Here is a 16,893-nt window from a genome sequence, read left to right on the forward strand (position 1 = left end):
TCCCGTAATTATTTTAATTGACGGTTTATTCTTTTTTCATCACACTATATTATAAATGTGACGCTTGTACTACATTCTGTTTGTTTATCTAAAATCTTTCAAAGAACTTTTCTTGTTTCGCAACCGTATCATTTTCGATTGCGGGTGCAAAGGTACGCACTTTTTTCATTCCTGCAACACTTTGCACAAACTTTTTTCAAAAAAATTGCGTCCATAAAGATAATCACTTGTCAATCAGGGATAAAAGCATATAATATTTTTTCATTACTAATACAACAGTTTTAAGAGTATAAACTATATACACATTATTAATATAATAATATATATTGCGTGAGATAATTAATATCTGATGCTGAACACTACTGTCCTCTAAAATTGTACAAGACTAAAAATTAAATAAATTCATTTGAAGGACATCATAAATACCACGTTTTAATTTCATACAATATTGCACTATTACTGATAAGTTATTGATTGCTATAAATATATACAGAACGTTACTTCGAGTAAAAGGCTTTACTAATTAGGCAAAAATATTTGGGTGTATATACATAACTGTCATCATTAAAATATCTGAACCCTAATCAATGTATATACAGAAACGATCATATTTTAGATTCTTCTGACAATGGACCTGAAACTATTCATATAAATTTTTATACCATTAGTATCCCCTTAAAATTGGAGCACCAATGCATTTAAATGGTATTTAAATTTAATGTAAATCATAAATTCTCAAGATTTTTACTACTTTTGTTGTTATAAACATATATAATACAGAATGAGCAAAAGTATAGAAAGCAATAAGCAGTTTATGGTAGGCAACGGACTCCTGGCTTTCGGAGTATTCTTCATCGTATGCCTCTTCCTCTATCTCGGTTTCCGTTCGCAAAAGAAAGCAACAGGAGAACAGACTTATAAAGACATATATGAAGTATGTCTGACGAAATCATTTGCCGGCGATTCGCTGAACATATTTATCAACGACAGTCTGATAATGGCACGCACGATGAATAATGCTGACATCACATTCCAGGTAAACAGATTTGCAGAAGAAAATGCACTTATGGTGGTAGATGCCAAGACTGACATTATGACACCTTTCAATCTTAGTAAGGAAGGAGGAAAGGTCACAGTGGAAAAGAAAAACGGACAGATATTCTTTCTGTATGAAGGCTACGAACAATCTAAATAATTTATTTATATGAAAGACTTTTTGAAAATGACATTTGCCTCAATCATCGGAATGGTGATTGCCGGTTTCGTATTGCTCATAATTGGTATATCAGTTATAGGCGGAATGGTGGCTACTACCGAAGTGGCAACTGTAGTGAAGGAAAATTCTGTTTTCGTGCTCGACCTTAAAGGTAGCGTAGTGGAAAGATATGAAGATAACCCTTTCGAACAGCTTTTGGGTGAAGAAATAACTACAAGAGGACTTGAAGACATCCTTGCTTCAATAAACAAAGCTAAGAATGACACTAAGATAAAAGGTATGCTTATCAATGCAGAAGCCTTCGTTTGTTCTACAGCATCACTTCAGGACATCAGAACTGCAATAGCAGACTTTAAGGAGTCAGGAAAGTTTGTTGTTGCTTACTCAGGAGCATATACTCAAGGAGCATACTATGTTTCTACCGTAGCCGACAAGGTTTTCCTTAATCCTTCAGGTAGTATTTCATGGCATGGACTGTCTGCACAGACTATGTTCCTGAAAGACCTGCTTGCCAAGGTGGGAGTAAAAATGCAAATATACAGAGTTGGTACATACAAATCGGCTGTTGAACCGTTCATCGCTACCGAGATGAGTCCTGCCAACAGAGAACAGACTCTTGCTTTCACTCAGTCTATCTGGAATGAGATTGTTAGCGAAGTATCGGAATCAAGAAACATCTCAGTAGAAAAACTGAATGAAATGGCCGACAAATGTATGGACTTCCAGCCTGCTGAAGCATACGTGGAAAACGGACTGGCAGACCAGCTGATGTATAAGGATGAGGTATTGTCATATCTTAAAAAACTTACAGGCATTAGCGAAAAGTCTACTCTGAACACACTGACTCTGGACGATATGAAGAATCTGGCAGTGCCTTCAACAGTGAAGAGCCGAGACGTAATAGCTGTATATTATGCATTCGGAGAAATAGACAATGCTGCAGATCCATATAATGAAGGTATCGTATCTGAAAAAGTGACAAAACATTTGCGTGACTTGAGAAATGACGACAATGTCAAGGCCGTAGTTCTCAGAGTGAACTCACCGGGGGGTAGTGCATACGGCTCTGAACAGATTTGGCGCGAAGTATCACTGCTGAAAGAAAAGAAACCGGTAGTAGTTTCTATGGGTGACTATGCTGCTTCAGGCGGTTATTATATATCTTGTGCAGCCGACTGGATTGTGGCCCAGCCAACTACTCTTACTGGTTCTATCGGTATATTCGGAATGATTCCTGACGCATCGGAACTTGTTACAAAAAAACTTGGAGTGCAAATTGATGGAGTAAAGACCAATAAACTGGCAGATATGGGAGTAATTAACCGTCCGCTCAATCCAGAAGAAGGTGCACTGGTACAAGGCATGGTAAACAGCGGTTATGAGCTCTTCACCAAGAGATGTGCCGAAGGCAGAAATATGCCTATAGACAGTCTGAAGATGATTGCCGAAGGCCGAGTATGGTCAGGCGAAATGGCTAAGGAGCTGAAACTTGTTGATGAGTTGGGAAATCTTGAATGTGCCATCAAGAAGGCTTCGGAGCTTTGCGGTATAAGAGACTACAAGGTGGCTTCTTATCCTAAGAAAGTGGATTTCATCACAGGCCTCATCAGCAACGCCAAGCCTGAAAGATATATAAGCAGCAAACTGGAAGATTCGTTCGGAGAATTCTACAACGGATTCATGATGATAAAGAACCTCGACAAGGCTGACCGCATACAGGCAAGAATGCCTTTCGAGATATCTATAAACTAAAATGTATAACAGCTCCAACCACACGAAGATGAAACAAGAGAAACCACGCATATACGTTCCCCTGCTTCCTTTCTCGGCATTGTACGGCATGGCTGTATGGCTGAGAAACAAGCTGTTCGACTGGGATATTCTGAAATCAAGGAGTTTCCCTATACCGGTGATATGCGTGGGAAACATCACCGTGGGTGGAACCGGAAAAACGCCTCACACTGAATATCTGATAAGACTTCTGAAAGATGAATTCAGTGTGTGCGTGTTGAGCCGAGGATATAAACGTAAATCGAAAGGTTTCGTTCTGGCAGAGAAAGGGAAGAGCACTATAGAAGATATAGGCGACGAACCTTTCCAGATGTGGCAGAAATTTCCGGATATCAACGTTGCTGCCGACAGCGACAGATGCAACGGAATTGAGAATCTTATCGCCAAGGCAGGCAACCGTGATAAGAATCAGGTAATAGTGCTTGACGATGCATATCAGCACAGATATGTCAAGGCAGGAATGTACATACTGCTGATAGACTATAACAGACGTATCCGTCACGACACTCTCCTACCCGCCGGACGACTAAGGGAACCGGCAAGTGGTAAAAGCAGGGCTGATATTATCATAGTAAGCAAATGCCCGGAAAGTTTAACTTCTGAAGAGATGGACAGACTGCGTTCTGAAATATCACCTACGGCAGAGCAGGAAGTGTTCTTCACATATATGAAGTACGGAAATCTGTACCGCATATTCCGTCAGGGAAATAGCGACAAGATGAGACCCGAAGATATATCACCGGACAGTCATATATTGTTGCTAACCGGAATAGCATCGCCAAAGGCTATAATCGAGAAGCTTAAGCAATACTCCGGGAACATAGGGTCAATGGCGTTTGCCGACCATCATAACTTCAGCCGGGAAGATATGGAAACCCTCAGAAGCAGATTCATATCGATGCCAGAAGGCAGAAGGATGATAATAACGACCGAGAAGGATGCAGCAAGGCTTACCACTCATCCGCACCTGAGCGAGGAACTGAAACCATATATCTACGCTCTGCCTGTGGAAGCAAGCTTCCTGAACAACGAAACAATAAAGTTCAACCAAAAAATAACCGAGTATGTTAGAAAAAATTCAAGAAACAGCAGCATTCCTGAAAGCAAGGATGCAGACAAATCCTGAGACAGCAATTATACTGGGCACAGGACTGGGCAGCTTGGTACACGACATTACCGACAAGTATGAAATACCTTATTCAGAGATACCGAATTTCCCCGTATCGACAGTGGAAGGACACAGCGGCAAGCTCATCTTCGGAAAACTTGGAGGTAAGGACATCCTCGCAATGCAAGGACGTTTCCACTACTACGAAGGTTACTCGATGAAGGAAGTGACATTCCCTGTCAGAGTCATGAGAGAGCTCGGCATAAAGACACTTTTCGTATCGAACGCGGCTGGTGGAACTAATCCTGATTTCGAAATAGGCGACCTTATGGTTATTACTGACCATATAAACTTCTTCCCGGACAATCCGCTGAGAGGCAAGAATATAGACTATGGACCTAGATTCCCGGACATGAGCGAGGCTTATTCGCACGAACTTATTGAAAAGGCATTCGAAATTGCTGCCGAAAAAGGAATCAAACTGCAGAAGGGTGTATATATCGGTACCCAGGGACCTACTTTCGAAACTCCTGCCGAATACAAAATGTTCAGAATCATGGGAGCCGATGCTGTAGGCATGTCAACAGTACCTGAAGTTATTGTGGCAAACCATTGCGGAATCAAGGTATTCGGTGTTTCTGTCATAACAGACTTAGGAGTGGAAGGAAAGATAGTGGAAGTATCGCACGAAGAAGTACAAAAGGCTGCCGATGCCGCACAACCACGGATGACCAGCATAATGAAAGAACTTATAAACAGAGTATAAACAATCATATAATCATGCACGAAGGAAACAGAACAGAAATTTCCACTTTGGGAGAATTCGGACTGATAAAACATCTGACCGACAATATAAAGTTAGTAAACAACGAAACAAAATACGGTATCGGCGATGATGCTGCCGTGTTGGAATATAGCGACCGTCAGGTGCTCGTCACTACAGACTTGCTGATGGAAGGTGTACATTTCGATTTGATATATACACCGTTGAAACATCTGGGCTATAAGTCGGCAATGGTAAACTTCTCCGACATATACGCAATGAACGGAACACCGAAGCAGATAACAGTCTCGCTTGCCGTATCAAAAAGATTCTGTATTGAAGACCTGGAAGATTTCTACGAAGGATTGAAACTGGCATGCCAGCTGCATAATGTTGACATAGTGGGCGGCGATACCACTTCATCTGTAACTGGACTTGCAATATCTATCACATGTATAGGCGAAGCAAGAAAAGAAGATGTGGTTTACCGCAACGGTGCAAAGGAAACAGACCTTATCTGCGTGACAGGCGACCTTGGAGCTTCATATATGGGACTCCAGCTTATGGAACGCGAAAAGGCAGTGTTCAACGGTAGCAAGGATGTACAACCAGACTTTGCAGGAAAAGAATATCTACTGGAAAGATTCCTTAAACCGGAAGCAAGAAAGGACATCATCGAGGAACTGGCAAAAGCAGGTATCAAACCTACTGCAATGATGGATATCTCCGACGGACTTTCATCCGAACTGATGCATATATGCAGCCAGAGCAAATGCGGATGCCGTGTTTACGAAGAGCGTATTCCGATAGACTATCAGACAGCCGTCATGGCTGAAGAGTTCAACATGAACCTCAGCACTTGCGCCTTGAACGGAGGAGAAGACTACGAACTTCTTTTCACTGTGCCACTTACAATGCACGAAGCTGTATCCCAAATAAAAGACGTGAAAGTGATAGGCCATATCACAAAACCTGAACTTGGATGCGCACTCGTGACAAGAGACGGCAACGAACTGGAGCTTAAGGCTCAGGGATGGAACCCTTTGAAATAAAAAGACTATAATATTTTAGACAGGTTTAAATGTCAGCAATGCTTATAAAAAGAGTGTTGCTGACATTTTTTTCGTAGTGGCATAGGGGTTTTTCCATAAGCCTGCGTTACGTCAGTGAAAGAAACAAAGAAATGAACTAAAATTGAATAATAACTAAACTATTCAAATTATGAAACTGAAATTTTTCGTATTATCCCTATTAATGGTAGCGGGTGTAAACATGGCTAACGCTCAAAGTTCAACCAAAGATTTCGTATCGGAAGACAGGAAACATGACATCCGTCTTTCCGTAAGCGACGGGCTGACACAAAGCAATGCAGATATTCTTGGGATGGGCATCAGCGACGCACTGATAGGCACAAAACGTTCAGACAGCAAAACATCTCTTACTTACGGATTTGGATATAGATACAGTATCAACCGCTTCAGAGTAGGTGCAGACCTCGACTTCGGTATATCAAGCAGCAAACTCGCTTTGACCGGAGAGAAGTCACCATCTATAAAAGAAAAAGATCTGAGGTTTCTCGTTCTTCCTACAGCAGAGTTTATTTACTACAAACGCAGACTTGTTGAGTTATACGGTTCTGCTGCAGCCGGAGTAAACCTCTCAAGACATTCAGAAACAGCATTGGCTAAAAACGCGACAGCAGGCAAATCAACATTAAATACAGACTTTGCATACCAGGTAAACCCTATAGCTCTGAGAGTAGGTAACAACCGTGTGGGAGGATTCGTTGAAGCAGGTCTTGGAACTAAAGGATTCGTAACTGCCGGTGTAAGCTTCAAATTCTAAACAACACAATATCTAAACAGCTTGACTAAGCTTTTCACAAAAACTTTACTACTCTTTCTAACTAGAATAAGGGTGTGCCATTCGGTACATCCTTATTTGATTTATAGCCTTCCTTAAATACACTGCCGGCACTATAATCCACAACTTCATAATATTTGAAATACTGTTTTACCATCAAAAATCACTTTTTATTATTTTTTCTTCAAAAAGATTTGGTATTATAAAAAAAATACCTACCTTTGCAACCGCAAACGAGAAACAACGGTGCCATAGCTCAGTTGGTAGAGCAAAGGACTGAAAATCCTTGTGTCCCCGGTTCGATTCCTGGTGGCACCACTTTGAAGAAAAGCAAAAGACGGTAAAATCCTGATTTCCAAGCGAAATCGGGATTTTTTTGTTTTCCCCCGACACGCAAAAAAACGGCAAAATATGGGATCAACGTAAAAATCTGAGGGATTTTGAAATTAGGCATAAATTTTCGACAGTCTGAACAGAAAGAAAGCCTTATATTTCCTCCCCAGAATAGAGAGCGAAACTATTTCTCTAATATTAATGTACAATTTTTCCTTTATCATTAACAATCACTCCATCGGGCTGACAAAGATACAAATCCTTACCAATGGCTTTAATAGAAGTATATATTGGCGGAGTCACTGTCTTACCATCACGATTCAATAATCCATAATAATCGGAATTATTATAAGTTCCACCTCTTACCATATATTGCTGACAGTTGGCTATCCCATAAATTTTATTATCCACAAATTCGCTATCGCTAGGTTCCATATCATTACGAAGTTCAGTTGTTTCATACTGCATATTATATACCTCATCAATTACAAAATCAACAACGACATTACCATTATAGTCATATCTTTTTGCAGTATGATTAGTATAACGAACTTCAATAATACTGTCATCCACAAAAATAGCAGAATTTTCAACTGGAAACATAAGGTCCATTTTAGATGTATATAACCCTACATATCCATCTTTTTCAACTTGCCAAAAACCTTCATTATTGAACAAATAGTCATATTCAGCATTTAATACCCAATTCCCAGCACGATCAATCAATCCCATTTTACCGTCAACAGGATTCTTTATCATACAATATCCATTCTTGAAAGCATATTTTGGATCATGAAAATATACCTGGAAATCCTTATCAATAACAACCTTCCCCGAATGATCAATGAATAATAATTCACCGTCTTTTTCTACAGCAGCCAATCCCTCAGAAAATATCCATGCACGAGTATATATCTCAGGTATCGCAACTTTCCCTGTAAACCGATTGATATATCCACGCTTACCGTTTCTCGCATATACTGCCAAAGAATCTTTATCGTCAGAAACCACAACCCAATCTACATCTTCGAGAAGTACTTTTTGCTCGTTTTTATCAAATACTCTATTCTTATCCGAATAGTACATTTCTTGAAAAACTATATGATTACTTATATACTTTTCTTCCCAAACTCTGTTGTTCGTGTGCGGCCTTATAAATTCGTTATATACAACTTGTTTTGCGAAAGCAAACAAAACACATCCAGTAAATAAAAGCATCAAAACTGTTACACATGATGCAAAAATCCGTTTTACAACTTTTCCAAATGGATTTTCATCCTTATATCCAAATAGTCCTAATACCCATAAAATACCCTGCCACAGTCCACCAAACAATATGGAGAAATACTCCTTAAACGTCACTTTCCTCATAAATTATGCTATTTTATTATCATTCGTATTTTGCTAAACATTCAAGCCTATCTATCTCTTCTTGATCACATTTTATCCTACCATTTTTTCCCAATATACGATAAACATCCAACAATTCACGCGCACCACTTACTGTCAACATACCGTAATTATCAGCAATAGTAAAAAACTTGACAGCTTGCTCCAGACTTCTTTCACTCCCACGTTGTACACTCAATTTACCCAACTTTACATATAATACTGGGAATCGGTTGGCATACTCATGAATGCTTTGTTCCAGTTTATCTTCATAACCCAAACGTTCATATAGCCCAATCTGTAATATACATGCCATATCACTTCCTTTTTCTACAGCCTCTTTGAATAGTTGTAGCGCTGCAAGCGTATCATTTCTACACTCAAAAGTATAAATAGCATCATAAACTAAAGCATCAGCCGGTGACAAACTTCTTAATTTTAAAACCATTTCTCGTGGAGCCTGTTCAATATCAGGACGATCCAACACATCAATCAGCAAACGTAAAGGGTTATTTACATCCAATGTTTTAATTACATCCTCGATATTTTTACCACTCTTTCTACAAGATAACATATACATTGTCATCATATTGAAATCACTTTGCTCAACACCATCCCCATCGCGATAACATAATGCCAATGCATCATAAGCCTCAACATCCCCATGTCTTGCTTCAGAAATAAGTTTCTCAATTTTAGGACACATCCTAGTTGCTTCCTGATACCCAAGTTCTCTTTCAAAATTCATGCGCTCCTCACAAGACATAACGAATGCTAATGTAAAAACACAACATAATAAGATACAAAACTTTCTCATAACACATTAAATTAGATTATATTCAGTCTTCATCATCAAAAAAATGTTCATTCTCTACGATTGCATTAAAATTCGGTTTAGACATGCGGGAATAAAATCTTAATCTACTCTTATTTACACATTCAGACATATGTATAGTATCCTCTGGAGTTGTATTAAATGACATCGTATTAGTAATTGAAATAGTTGCAGCTACCTTTTCCACGTCCTGATTTGCTCCAATATAGGCAAATACCCATCCTTTGGCTTTCAACTCATCAACCAATGCCTTTATTGCTTTACCATTATATTCTTTCGATGCATTTTCATATCCATCAGTAACAATAGTCACCAACACACGGTCATCATCTGCCACTTTATGACGAAGCTCATTCAAAGATATGCCCATTGCATCATATAGGGCGGTCGAGCAACTCGGACAATATATTTCTGATGTCAGTTCCTTTACTTCAACTGTCGGAACGCAATCATATACCTTTTTTACCTCATCATTGAATGTAACAAGTGATATGAAGTGTTCCTGTTCCTCATTCTTTTTTTCTGCAGAACGAATGGTCTGTACAGTTTCATTCACGCTATAGATAGCTTCTTTCTTAATACTATGCATAGAACCACTCTCATCAAGGATAATTAAATTAAAAACTTTTGTTTTCATATTTTATACATTTATTGGTTATAAAAAATCTATTTAATAAATCAATATCCACTTTTTCTATAAACATAACTTTCTGCTATGGCTAAAGCTTTCTCATCCAGTTTTGACTGCCTGATCATTCCCCATATTTGTGCAATTACTACAGGCGAGAACACACATACAGTAATGAGTGTTGGTATAAGTTGCTGTTTGACAATACTGACTCCTGCTTTAAAATCAATGTAACCTTCTTTGGTGGCTTTCATTGTTACTTTCAATGCAGAGCGCAATCCAAATGCTGCTTTAAACAAACCACCTTTGGTTATGTATATTTCATTTCCTGAAGAAGGCTCAACAATACGAACCTCAAAGCCTTCAACTATAAATGATTTGCGTATTTCTTCCGCGATATATGGAATCTTATTTGGATTACCATATATGATTTTCTTACTAGTAAATGCTCCCATGATAAATATTATGTTTTTCGTTTTTTATATAGAGTGGCTATATCAAAAAAACTATCTTTACAATGTTATTTTATTTTAGATTATTTCTACCTTTAAAACTTTATATGATTATAGAGTCAAATAATTAATCTTTTCTATCATTTATCTTGTTATATCAAAAATAATCGTAAGCATTCGAAGGAATGCACCTTTTACACTTTGAGGTTTGGTTGTAGCTTTGCGGCAGTGAATACAATCAAACCTCAATTATTATGAACAGACAAGAATTTGAAGAATTAGAATTGCAGGTGTAACAAAGCGAGCTGCCGTTGAAGTCGTACCTTCAACAGATAGGTGTAAGTTATTCAACCTATCACTACTGGCGTAGAAAATGTTCCGTTGACAGGAGCAGTATCAAACACGAGTTGGCTCCTATCAGTTTTAAACAGGCATTTACGGAGTCTTCCCAAGAAGAACAATTGCCGCATGGTGTTGCGCTGCTGTTTCCCAATGGACTTCGTGCCCACTTCGGGAGCGGTTCTGAAGATTTGCTGAAGGAAATATTTACCCAAAGTCTTCGAAACGGTCATGTTTAACCTGAACGACACGATGCGCTACTTCCTGTGTCCTGGCAGGACAGATATGCGCAAGGGTATCAGTTCGCTATGCGGAGTGGTACATGAGAAAATGAACAGTGAAGTGAGGAACGGTGATGTCTTCATCTTCATCGGTTCCAGCCGCAGGCTAATGAAACTCCTTCATGCCGAAGACGGAGGTATGGTAATGTATGTAAAACGTCTGGAGGCCGGTCGCTTCAAGTTGCCGGAGTATGATCCCAAATCAAACAGCTATCCCATGGAGTGGCGCGATCTGGTGATGATGGTTGAAGGAATACAGGAAAACCCGGAGCAGAGGCTCCGGCGGTTAAGAGCCGAACGTAAGGAATACCATGTATAACATGTTTTTTATGTGAGTAAACTTTGGATATTGTTGCATAATTCACTGTTAATTAGTATATTTACATCATTAAAAGAAGTATAGACAATGGAAGAAAAAGAAATTTTACTCAAGACGATAGAAGGGCTGAATGCCTCTATAGCCTCATTGTCTACTACTAATAAGAATCAATCCGAACAGATAAAAAATCTGCAGGAACGTATCAAGGAGTTGACGGCTCAGGTCGCATGGCTGAACCGTCAGCTCTTTGGTCGTAAATCGGAGAAACTTCGCGTATATGATCCTAATATGCCAGATCTCTTTGCCGACGAGTTTTCCGGGCTCCGGCAGCAGGCGGAAGAAAAGCGGGACGAGGCTGTGGAAAAGATTGAGAAGGAATCGGTGGAAGACGTAAAACGAAATCGCCAGAACCGCAAAATGATAGAGGACTTGCCCGTATTGGAGACCGATACAATAGAACCGAAAGGCGTAGACTTGTCTTTATACCGTAGAATAGGCGAAGAGATAACAAAAGTCGTCAAGCACAAGCCGGGAATGCTTTACGTCAAGGTGATCATCCGTCCCCAATATGCTCTCAAGGATAGTACCCTGCTTCCTCCGGCCGGACAGAAAGGCGTAGAGATAGCTCCCATGCCGCTAATGCCGGTCGACAAGTGCATCGCTGACACCAGCCTGCTTGCCGAAATATTGCTTCAGAAGTATGAATATCATGTCCCGTTCTACCGTCAGATACAGCAATACCGCCATCTTGGAATGAAAGGCCTGACCGAAAGTACGTTGGACGGCTGGTTCAAGAAAACCGTAGAATTGCTTAAGCCTCTGTATGAAGAACTCAAACGTGAAGTCTTCTCCTGTGATTATGTACAGGTGGACGAGACTACAGTTCCGGTCATCAACAGGGAAAAGCACAAGGCCGACAAGGAATATCTCTGGATGGTAAGATCAGTCATGGAGAGACTGGTCATCTTTCATTACGACGGAGGTTCACGGGCCGGAGCGGTCATCGAATCCCTGGCAAATCAATATAACTTCAAGGGATATCTTCAATGTGACGGTTTTGCAGGTTATGAAACAGCCTTCAAGGCCAACCCCGACGTGCGGCTGCTCAACTGTCTGGTGCATATACGTCGTCATTTTGAGCAGGCTTTGGATGAAAACAGGGAGATGGCCCAACATGCACTGACTCAGATACAGCATATCTATAAAATAGAACGTCAGTGTGACGAAGCCGGCCTGTCATATGATGAGCGCAGACAGAAGCGTCAGGAGCTGGCCCGGCCAATCATGGAGGCAATGAAGGTATGGATGGAGACAGAAGGGATTAAATACAGTCCAGGTTCTTTGACAGGCAAGGCCATTACATATGCCTATACCAAATGGGATAATATTATAAGATGCCTGGACGATGGCCGCCTGTACTGGGATAACAATCTGGCGGAAAACGTCCAACGCCCCATCACTCTGAGCAGAAAAAATTTTCTCTTCTGTGGTAATCACGAAGCTGCGGTTAATATGTCTGTACGTGAGTTCGGGTTAAGCTAATAAGTAAATAATAGAAATAAAAATAGGTAATCACAGAAATATTTTGTAAATTTAATTCTGACAAACAACAACTTACAAAAACCAGAATCTATGATTACCCAAGACAAAATTACGGATATTTTCTGTATGGTAGATGAATTCAGCAAGAAATTTGATATGGAAATTGCTAAAGGCGAGCTTATTTCTTCAAACGGAATCCGCCGTCGGCACCGTAATGCCTCCCTCTCCGATGGTGAGATTATGACCATCCTGATTGTATTTCATTTTGGCACGTTCGCCAACTTCAAGCACTACTATTTGCATTATATCAGGGTACATCTGCATCAGGATTTTCCGGATGCGGTATCCTATAACAGGTTTGTGGAACTTGAAAGTCGTGTATTCTTCAAGCTGATGTTCTTTCTTAAACTCTATGCCTTTGGCCGCTGTTCGGGTATCAGCTTCGTAGACAGTACGATGATTCCGGTCTGTCATAACCTCAGGCGCTATGCCAACAAGGTTTTCAAGGGCATGGCTACAGACGGAAAGGGGACAATGGGGTGGTGCCATGGATTCAAGCTGCACTTCACCTGCAATGACCGGGGGGAAATCATCACCTTCTGTCTTACCGGAGCCAATGTGGATGACAGGAATCCCAAAGTCTGGAACGTACTTGCCAAAGAGCTGTACGGCAGGCTTTTTGCTGACAGGGGGTACATCTCTCCAAGACTTTTTGAGGACCTTTTTAAAGATGGCATACATCTTGTTACAGGAATCAAAGTGAACATGAAAAACAGACTGATGCCATTTTGGGATAAAATCATGTTGCGTAAGCGTTTTGTCATCGAATGCATCAATGACATGCTCAAGAATACGGCAAAGCTGGTCCATTCAAGACACAGGTCCATCAATAACTTCTTAATGAATTTGGTTGCAGCGTTGGCAGCATATTGCTTTTATGACAATAAGCCCGAAGCATTGCAGGGATATACCATTGAACATACAAGACAATTGGTTTTGTTTTAAGATTATCCCGAACTCACGTATGTCTGTCATATGTTCTCTGCTGGCCACATGTAAGGCGCACGAGGTAAATCCCAGGGTATACCTGAACGATGTTATCGCACAAATGCCTTATCACAAAAAGGCAACCCAAGAAGAACTTTTGAATCTACTTCCACATAAATGGAAGTTGAAACATCCGGAATGTGTACTGACAAGGCAAAAGGAGGAATCTTGTAACTGATATAAACTGTAACATATGGGTTCAACAAAACAATAGCGGCTGATACTATTAGGTTCATAGTGATAGTCGCTATTGTTGTATATAAAGGTTTAATACCTGTAGTTGGCCGAATACTTACCTAAATCACAGCTTCAGAAGTCTATGTTCTTCAGCTTGAGCGATTCATTGCCACGTACGAGTTATACCGTCTTGCAGGGAAGAATAAACTGGCAACTGTTCGAGCATGAGTTCTCAAGACTCTACAGTTCCAACAACGATCGTCCTGCCAAGTCTATTCGTCTAATGGTAGGACTCATCATCCTTCTCATTACGTAACATTTCCGAGACCAGGTCGTACTGCAATGGGCAGAGAATGCCTATTACCAATATTTTTGCGGAATGAGGGAGTTCTGCATCCACCGTCCATGCGGTTCTTCGGAACTGACGGTTTTCCGCAGACTTATAGGAGAGAAGGGGGTTCAGCTTATTCTTAAGGAGAGTATCCGTGTGAATGACGACCATGATAAAAAATAATCCGGAAAGCCCGTTCTATATTGACTCCACGGTACAGGAAAAGAACATTACCTTTTCGACTGATTCTAAGCTATTGAAGAAGATAGTCAGCAGATGTGAAAAGAGCAGTCGGAAGGAAGGTCTGCCCAGGAGACAGAGCTGCCGCCGTATATTGAAACAGTTTAGTCTTGGCTAGTGCTTCTGTAATCATCCGAAAAACCATAAGAAGGCATTGAATGCGGAACGTAAGTTGCGTATAATCGTCTGAGGACTTGTCAGGGAAGTGGACCGTCACTTGAAATTCAGAGGTTTAACCGGTTATGAAGGGTTCCTGCCTTGTTCTATAGGGTGCCCGGTCAAAAGAAGAACACGAAGGATAAGAGCTATTTGCTGTATGAATCGGATGTCGAATGCATTTGTAAAGGGAAGGAACACAAGAAATATGAATTTGGCAACAAGGTCTCCATAGCACGAACTGAAAGAGGGCTGATAACGGTAACCGTTTCATTCAGGAATGAACATGATTTCAGGACCTTTAAAGGTACCATTGGACAAATACAAGAAATACGGTCCGGTTGCCTGAACTGGCGCATGTGATAGGGGATATCGGGGAGTCAGCTAGGTAATGGGGTACAGATTGTTATTCCCGGTACTCCCAAGAAGTCGGACTTTACCGACAAAAGAAAAAATACCGACAGTTCTGCAACAGGGTGGCTATAGAACCGACTATCGGACATATCAAATGTGATTACCGATGTGGCGCAACTTCTTGAAAGGACAGTATCAATGCCATGCTTGCTGCAGCCGCTTTCAACTTCAAAAGAGCTGTACGGTTTCTTTTGCGCTTGATCTTAGAATGGTTGGAAAGAGGCAGGTGGAAATCCGATCTAGTTCCGGCACAGTGTATGGGATACAGTGAAAACATATGAGTGGCTTTTTCAACATCGATTAATTAAGGAAATATTCTCTAGATAGTAGTGGTGATTGTTATGAAAATTTCTGTATAGTTTTGTTTTTTGCTAAAAAATATTTATATTTGCAAGAAATGATAATCTTAATTTAATGTATATGAAAGGTATATTTATTGTTCTATTACTATCATGTATTAGTTCTAGCCTTTGGGCACAGAAAAATTTTGAATGGGATGTTATTGTTGATTCTCCCCAAAATAAAGTTGAATTGTTAGAACAAATTAAACGGTTTATAACAGAAGAGTGGCAAATTGAGGATAAAGAGATTATGCTTGAAGATATTTCTAAAGGAGTAATTGTCACAAAAGGAAAGTTACAAATAAGTAGTGTGAGAAATTTAGTAATGTTTACTCATAAAATAGAATATGCAGCAAAATTTTATGCAAAAGATAAAAAAGCAAGGATTGTTATAGATAATGTGAATTGTGTATCAACTATTCAACCTCATTTAGGTGGTAATCTAGAAGGGGTAAAACCGCCTATATCAGATACATATCCGGAAAAAAATGGTAAAAAAATTACAGGTATGAGTAAAAAGAAATATATTCAAATGATGGAAGAATTGAAAGCGGATATACAAAAGACTGTAGACAGCTATGTAGAATTTATGTCTTCAAATCCTGATAGTAACATAGATTGGTAATATGTTGAAAATATAAGTGCTTTTTATTTATATTGATAATCAGTATAAATTGAATAATTCATTTCAGAATAAATGATGTAATAATAATGAAATATCGGCTCAATCCCATTGATGGAGGACTGAGTCGATGTTTTTTTTATGTGTCTGTTCAAGCCAGGAAAAACATCCGTTTATTTTGATTGAAACGAACGGACATCTCTATCAAAACATGCTCATGTTTTTAATGAAACGTCGTAAGCATTCGGCCAACTACAGATATTGAACCTTTATATACAACAATAGCGACTGTCACTATGAAGCTAATAGTTGCAGTCGCTATTGTCTTGTTGAACCTATATGTTGTAGTCAGCGCTGGCCCCCGGATTCCTCCTTTTGTTTTGTCAATGCACTTTCCGGATGTTGCAGTTTCCATTTGTGTGGAAGCAGTTCCAGTAGTTCCTCATGAGTTGCCTTTTTATAATAAGGCATTCGGGCGATGACATCATTCAGATAATCCCTTGGGTTTACATCATGTTCCTTACAGGTGGCCAGCAAGGAACAGATGACGGACATATTGACCGCTGCCTCATGATTGCCGCAAAAAAGATAATTCTTCCGTCCTTATGTTGGCATTATATTTATGTTGGCATCATAATTAAAGTCCATAATTAACAGTACTTTTACCTTTTTTGATGCCAACATAAAATATATTACTGTAAAGATT

14 protein-coding genes, 1 tRNA gene and 4 pseudogenes are annotated in these 16,893 nt (G+C 39.8%); 14 read left to right on the forward strand and 5 right to left on the reverse strand.

Going from position 1 to position 16,893, the window contains the following annotated elements; translation table 11 throughout:
- The first annotated feature begins 781 nt into the window (after positions 1 to 781).
- The 7 genes from H6A27_RS12930 (at position 782) to H6A27_RS12960 (ending at position 7,059) form a co-directional block, all read left to right on the forward strand.
- Positions 782 to 1,195, forward strand: coding sequence for a hypothetical protein (locus tag H6A27_RS12930; protein ID WP_204508971.1), 414 nt, complete (start codon positions 782 to 784; stop codon positions 1,193 to 1,195).
- A 9-nt stretch (positions 1,196 to 1,204) separates the two neighbouring features.
- Positions 1,205 to 2,968, forward strand: coding sequence for a signal peptide peptidase SppA (sppA, locus tag H6A27_RS12935; RefSeq protein ID WP_204508972.1), 1,764 nt, complete (start codon positions 1,205 to 1,207; stop codon positions 2,966 to 2,968).
- A gap of 28 nt (positions 2,969 to 2,996) precedes the next feature.
- The gene (gene lpxK / locus H6A27_RS12940; protein ID WP_204508973.1) at positions 2,997 to 4,133 is read left to right on the forward strand and encodes a tetraacyldisaccharide 4'-kinase; all 1,137 of its coding nucleotides are present in this window, start codon (positions 2,997 to 2,999) and stop codon (positions 4,131 to 4,133) included.
- A complete protein-coding gene (locus H6A27_RS12945) occupies positions 4,072 to 4,881 on the forward strand; it encodes a purine-nucleoside phosphorylase (RefSeq protein WP_204508974.1) in 810 nt (269 codons plus the stop codon). The genes lpxK and H6A27_RS12945 overlap by 62 nt, the downstream gene beginning before the upstream one ends.
- A gap of 14 nt (positions 4,882 to 4,895) precedes the next feature.
- A complete protein-coding gene (gene thiL, locus H6A27_RS12950; protein WP_204508975.1) occupies positions 4,896 to 5,930 on the forward strand; it encodes a thiamine-phosphate kinase in 1,035 nt (344 codons plus the stop codon).
- A gap of 169 nt (positions 5,931 to 6,099) precedes the next feature.
- A complete protein-coding gene (locus tag H6A27_RS12955) occupies positions 6,100 to 6,723 on the forward strand; it encodes a hypothetical protein (protein WP_204508976.1) in 624 nt (207 codons plus the stop codon).
- Between the two features lie 263 nt (positions 6,724 to 6,986).
- Positions 6,987 to 7,059 (forward strand) — tRNA-Phe (locus tag H6A27_RS12960).
- 213 nt (positions 7,060 to 7,272) lie between these two features.
- Here the strand turns inward: H6A27_RS12960 and H6A27_RS12965 are convergent.
- The 4 genes from H6A27_RS12965 to H6A27_RS12980 are packed head-to-tail and all read right to left on the reverse strand — an operon-like array spanning position 7,273 to position 10,381.
- Complete coding sequence (locus tag H6A27_RS12965; RefSeq protein WP_204508977.1) at positions 7,273 to 8,445, reverse strand: WG repeat-containing protein; 1,173 nt, start codon at positions 8,443 to 8,445, stop codon at positions 7,273 to 7,275.
- A 19-nt stretch (positions 8,446 to 8,464) separates the two neighbouring features.
- A complete protein-coding gene (locus H6A27_RS12970; RefSeq protein ID WP_204508978.1) occupies positions 8,465 to 9,280 on the reverse strand; it encodes a hypothetical protein in 816 nt (271 codons plus the stop codon).
- Positions 9,281 to 9,302: 22 nt separating this feature from the next.
- Positions 9,303 to 9,935: a vWA domain-containing protein gene (locus tag H6A27_RS12975; protein WP_262897126.1), complete on the reverse strand. Its 633-nt coding sequence runs from the start codon at positions 9,933 to 9,935 to the stop codon at positions 9,303 to 9,305.
- 41 nt (positions 9,936 to 9,976) lie between these two features.
- Positions 9,977 to 10,381 (reverse strand): zinc ribbon domain-containing protein, encoded by a 405-nt coding sequence (locus H6A27_RS12980; protein ID WP_204508980.1) that lies wholly within the window; start codon positions 10,379 to 10,381, stop codon positions 9,977 to 9,979.
- Positions 10,382 to 10,683: 302 nt separating this feature from the next.
- Here H6A27_RS12980 and tnpA point away from each other — a divergent pair, with 302 nt between their 5' ends.
- The 7 genes and pseudogenes from tnpA to H6A27_RS13015 all read left to right on the forward strand — a co-directional run bounded on the left by tnpA (position 10,684) and on the right by H6A27_RS13015 (position 16,190).
- A complete protein-coding gene (gene tnpA / locus H6A27_RS12985) occupies positions 10,684 to 10,956 on the forward strand; it encodes an IS66 family insertion sequence element accessory protein TnpA (RefSeq protein WP_420867864.1) in 273 nt (90 codons plus the stop codon).
- Positions 10,949 to 11,317, forward strand: a complete 369-nt coding sequence (gene tnpB, locus H6A27_RS12990) for an IS66 family insertion sequence element accessory protein TnpB (protein WP_071149928.1) — start codon at positions 10,949 to 10,951, stop codon at positions 11,315 to 11,317. The genes tnpA and tnpB overlap by 8 nt, the downstream gene beginning before the upstream one ends.
- An 87-nt stretch (positions 11,318 to 11,404) precedes the next feature.
- Positions 11,405 to 12,838 (forward strand): annotated as a pseudogene (gene tnpC / locus H6A27_RS12995) (IS66 family transposase); the annotation flags it as partial.
- A 111-nt stretch (positions 12,839 to 12,949) separates the two neighbouring features.
- Positions 12,950 to 13,864, forward strand: a complete 915-nt coding sequence (locus tag H6A27_RS13000) for an IS982 family transposase (RefSeq protein WP_204508981.1) — start codon at positions 12,950 to 12,952, stop codon at positions 13,862 to 13,864.
- A 16-nt stretch (positions 13,865 to 13,880) separates the two neighbouring features.
- Positions 13,881 to 14,084: pseudogene (locus H6A27_RS13005) on the forward strand (transposase domain-containing protein); the annotation flags it as partial.
- A 141-nt stretch (positions 14,085 to 14,225) separates the two neighbouring features.
- Positions 14,226 to 15,505 (forward strand): annotated as a pseudogene (locus H6A27_RS13010) (IS5 family transposase).
- A 139-nt stretch (positions 15,506 to 15,644) separates the two neighbouring features.
- Entirely contained in the window at positions 15,645 to 16,190 is a 546-nt protein-coding gene (locus tag H6A27_RS13015; protein ID WP_204508982.1) for a DUF4468 domain-containing protein, read from the forward strand.
- 345 nt (positions 16,191 to 16,535) lie between these two features.
- Here the strand turns inward: H6A27_RS13015 and H6A27_RS13020 are convergent.
- Positions 16,536 to 16,787: pseudogene (locus H6A27_RS13020) on the reverse strand (transposase domain-containing protein); the annotation flags it as partial.
- Positions 16,788 to 16,893: the final 106 nt, after the last annotated feature.

The organism is Bacteroides caecigallinarum, assembly GCF_016902295.1.
In the GTDB taxonomy this organism is placed as follows: domain Bacteria; phylum Bacteroidota; class Bacteroidia; order Bacteroidales; family Bacteroidaceae; genus Phocaeicola; species Phocaeicola caecigallinarum_A.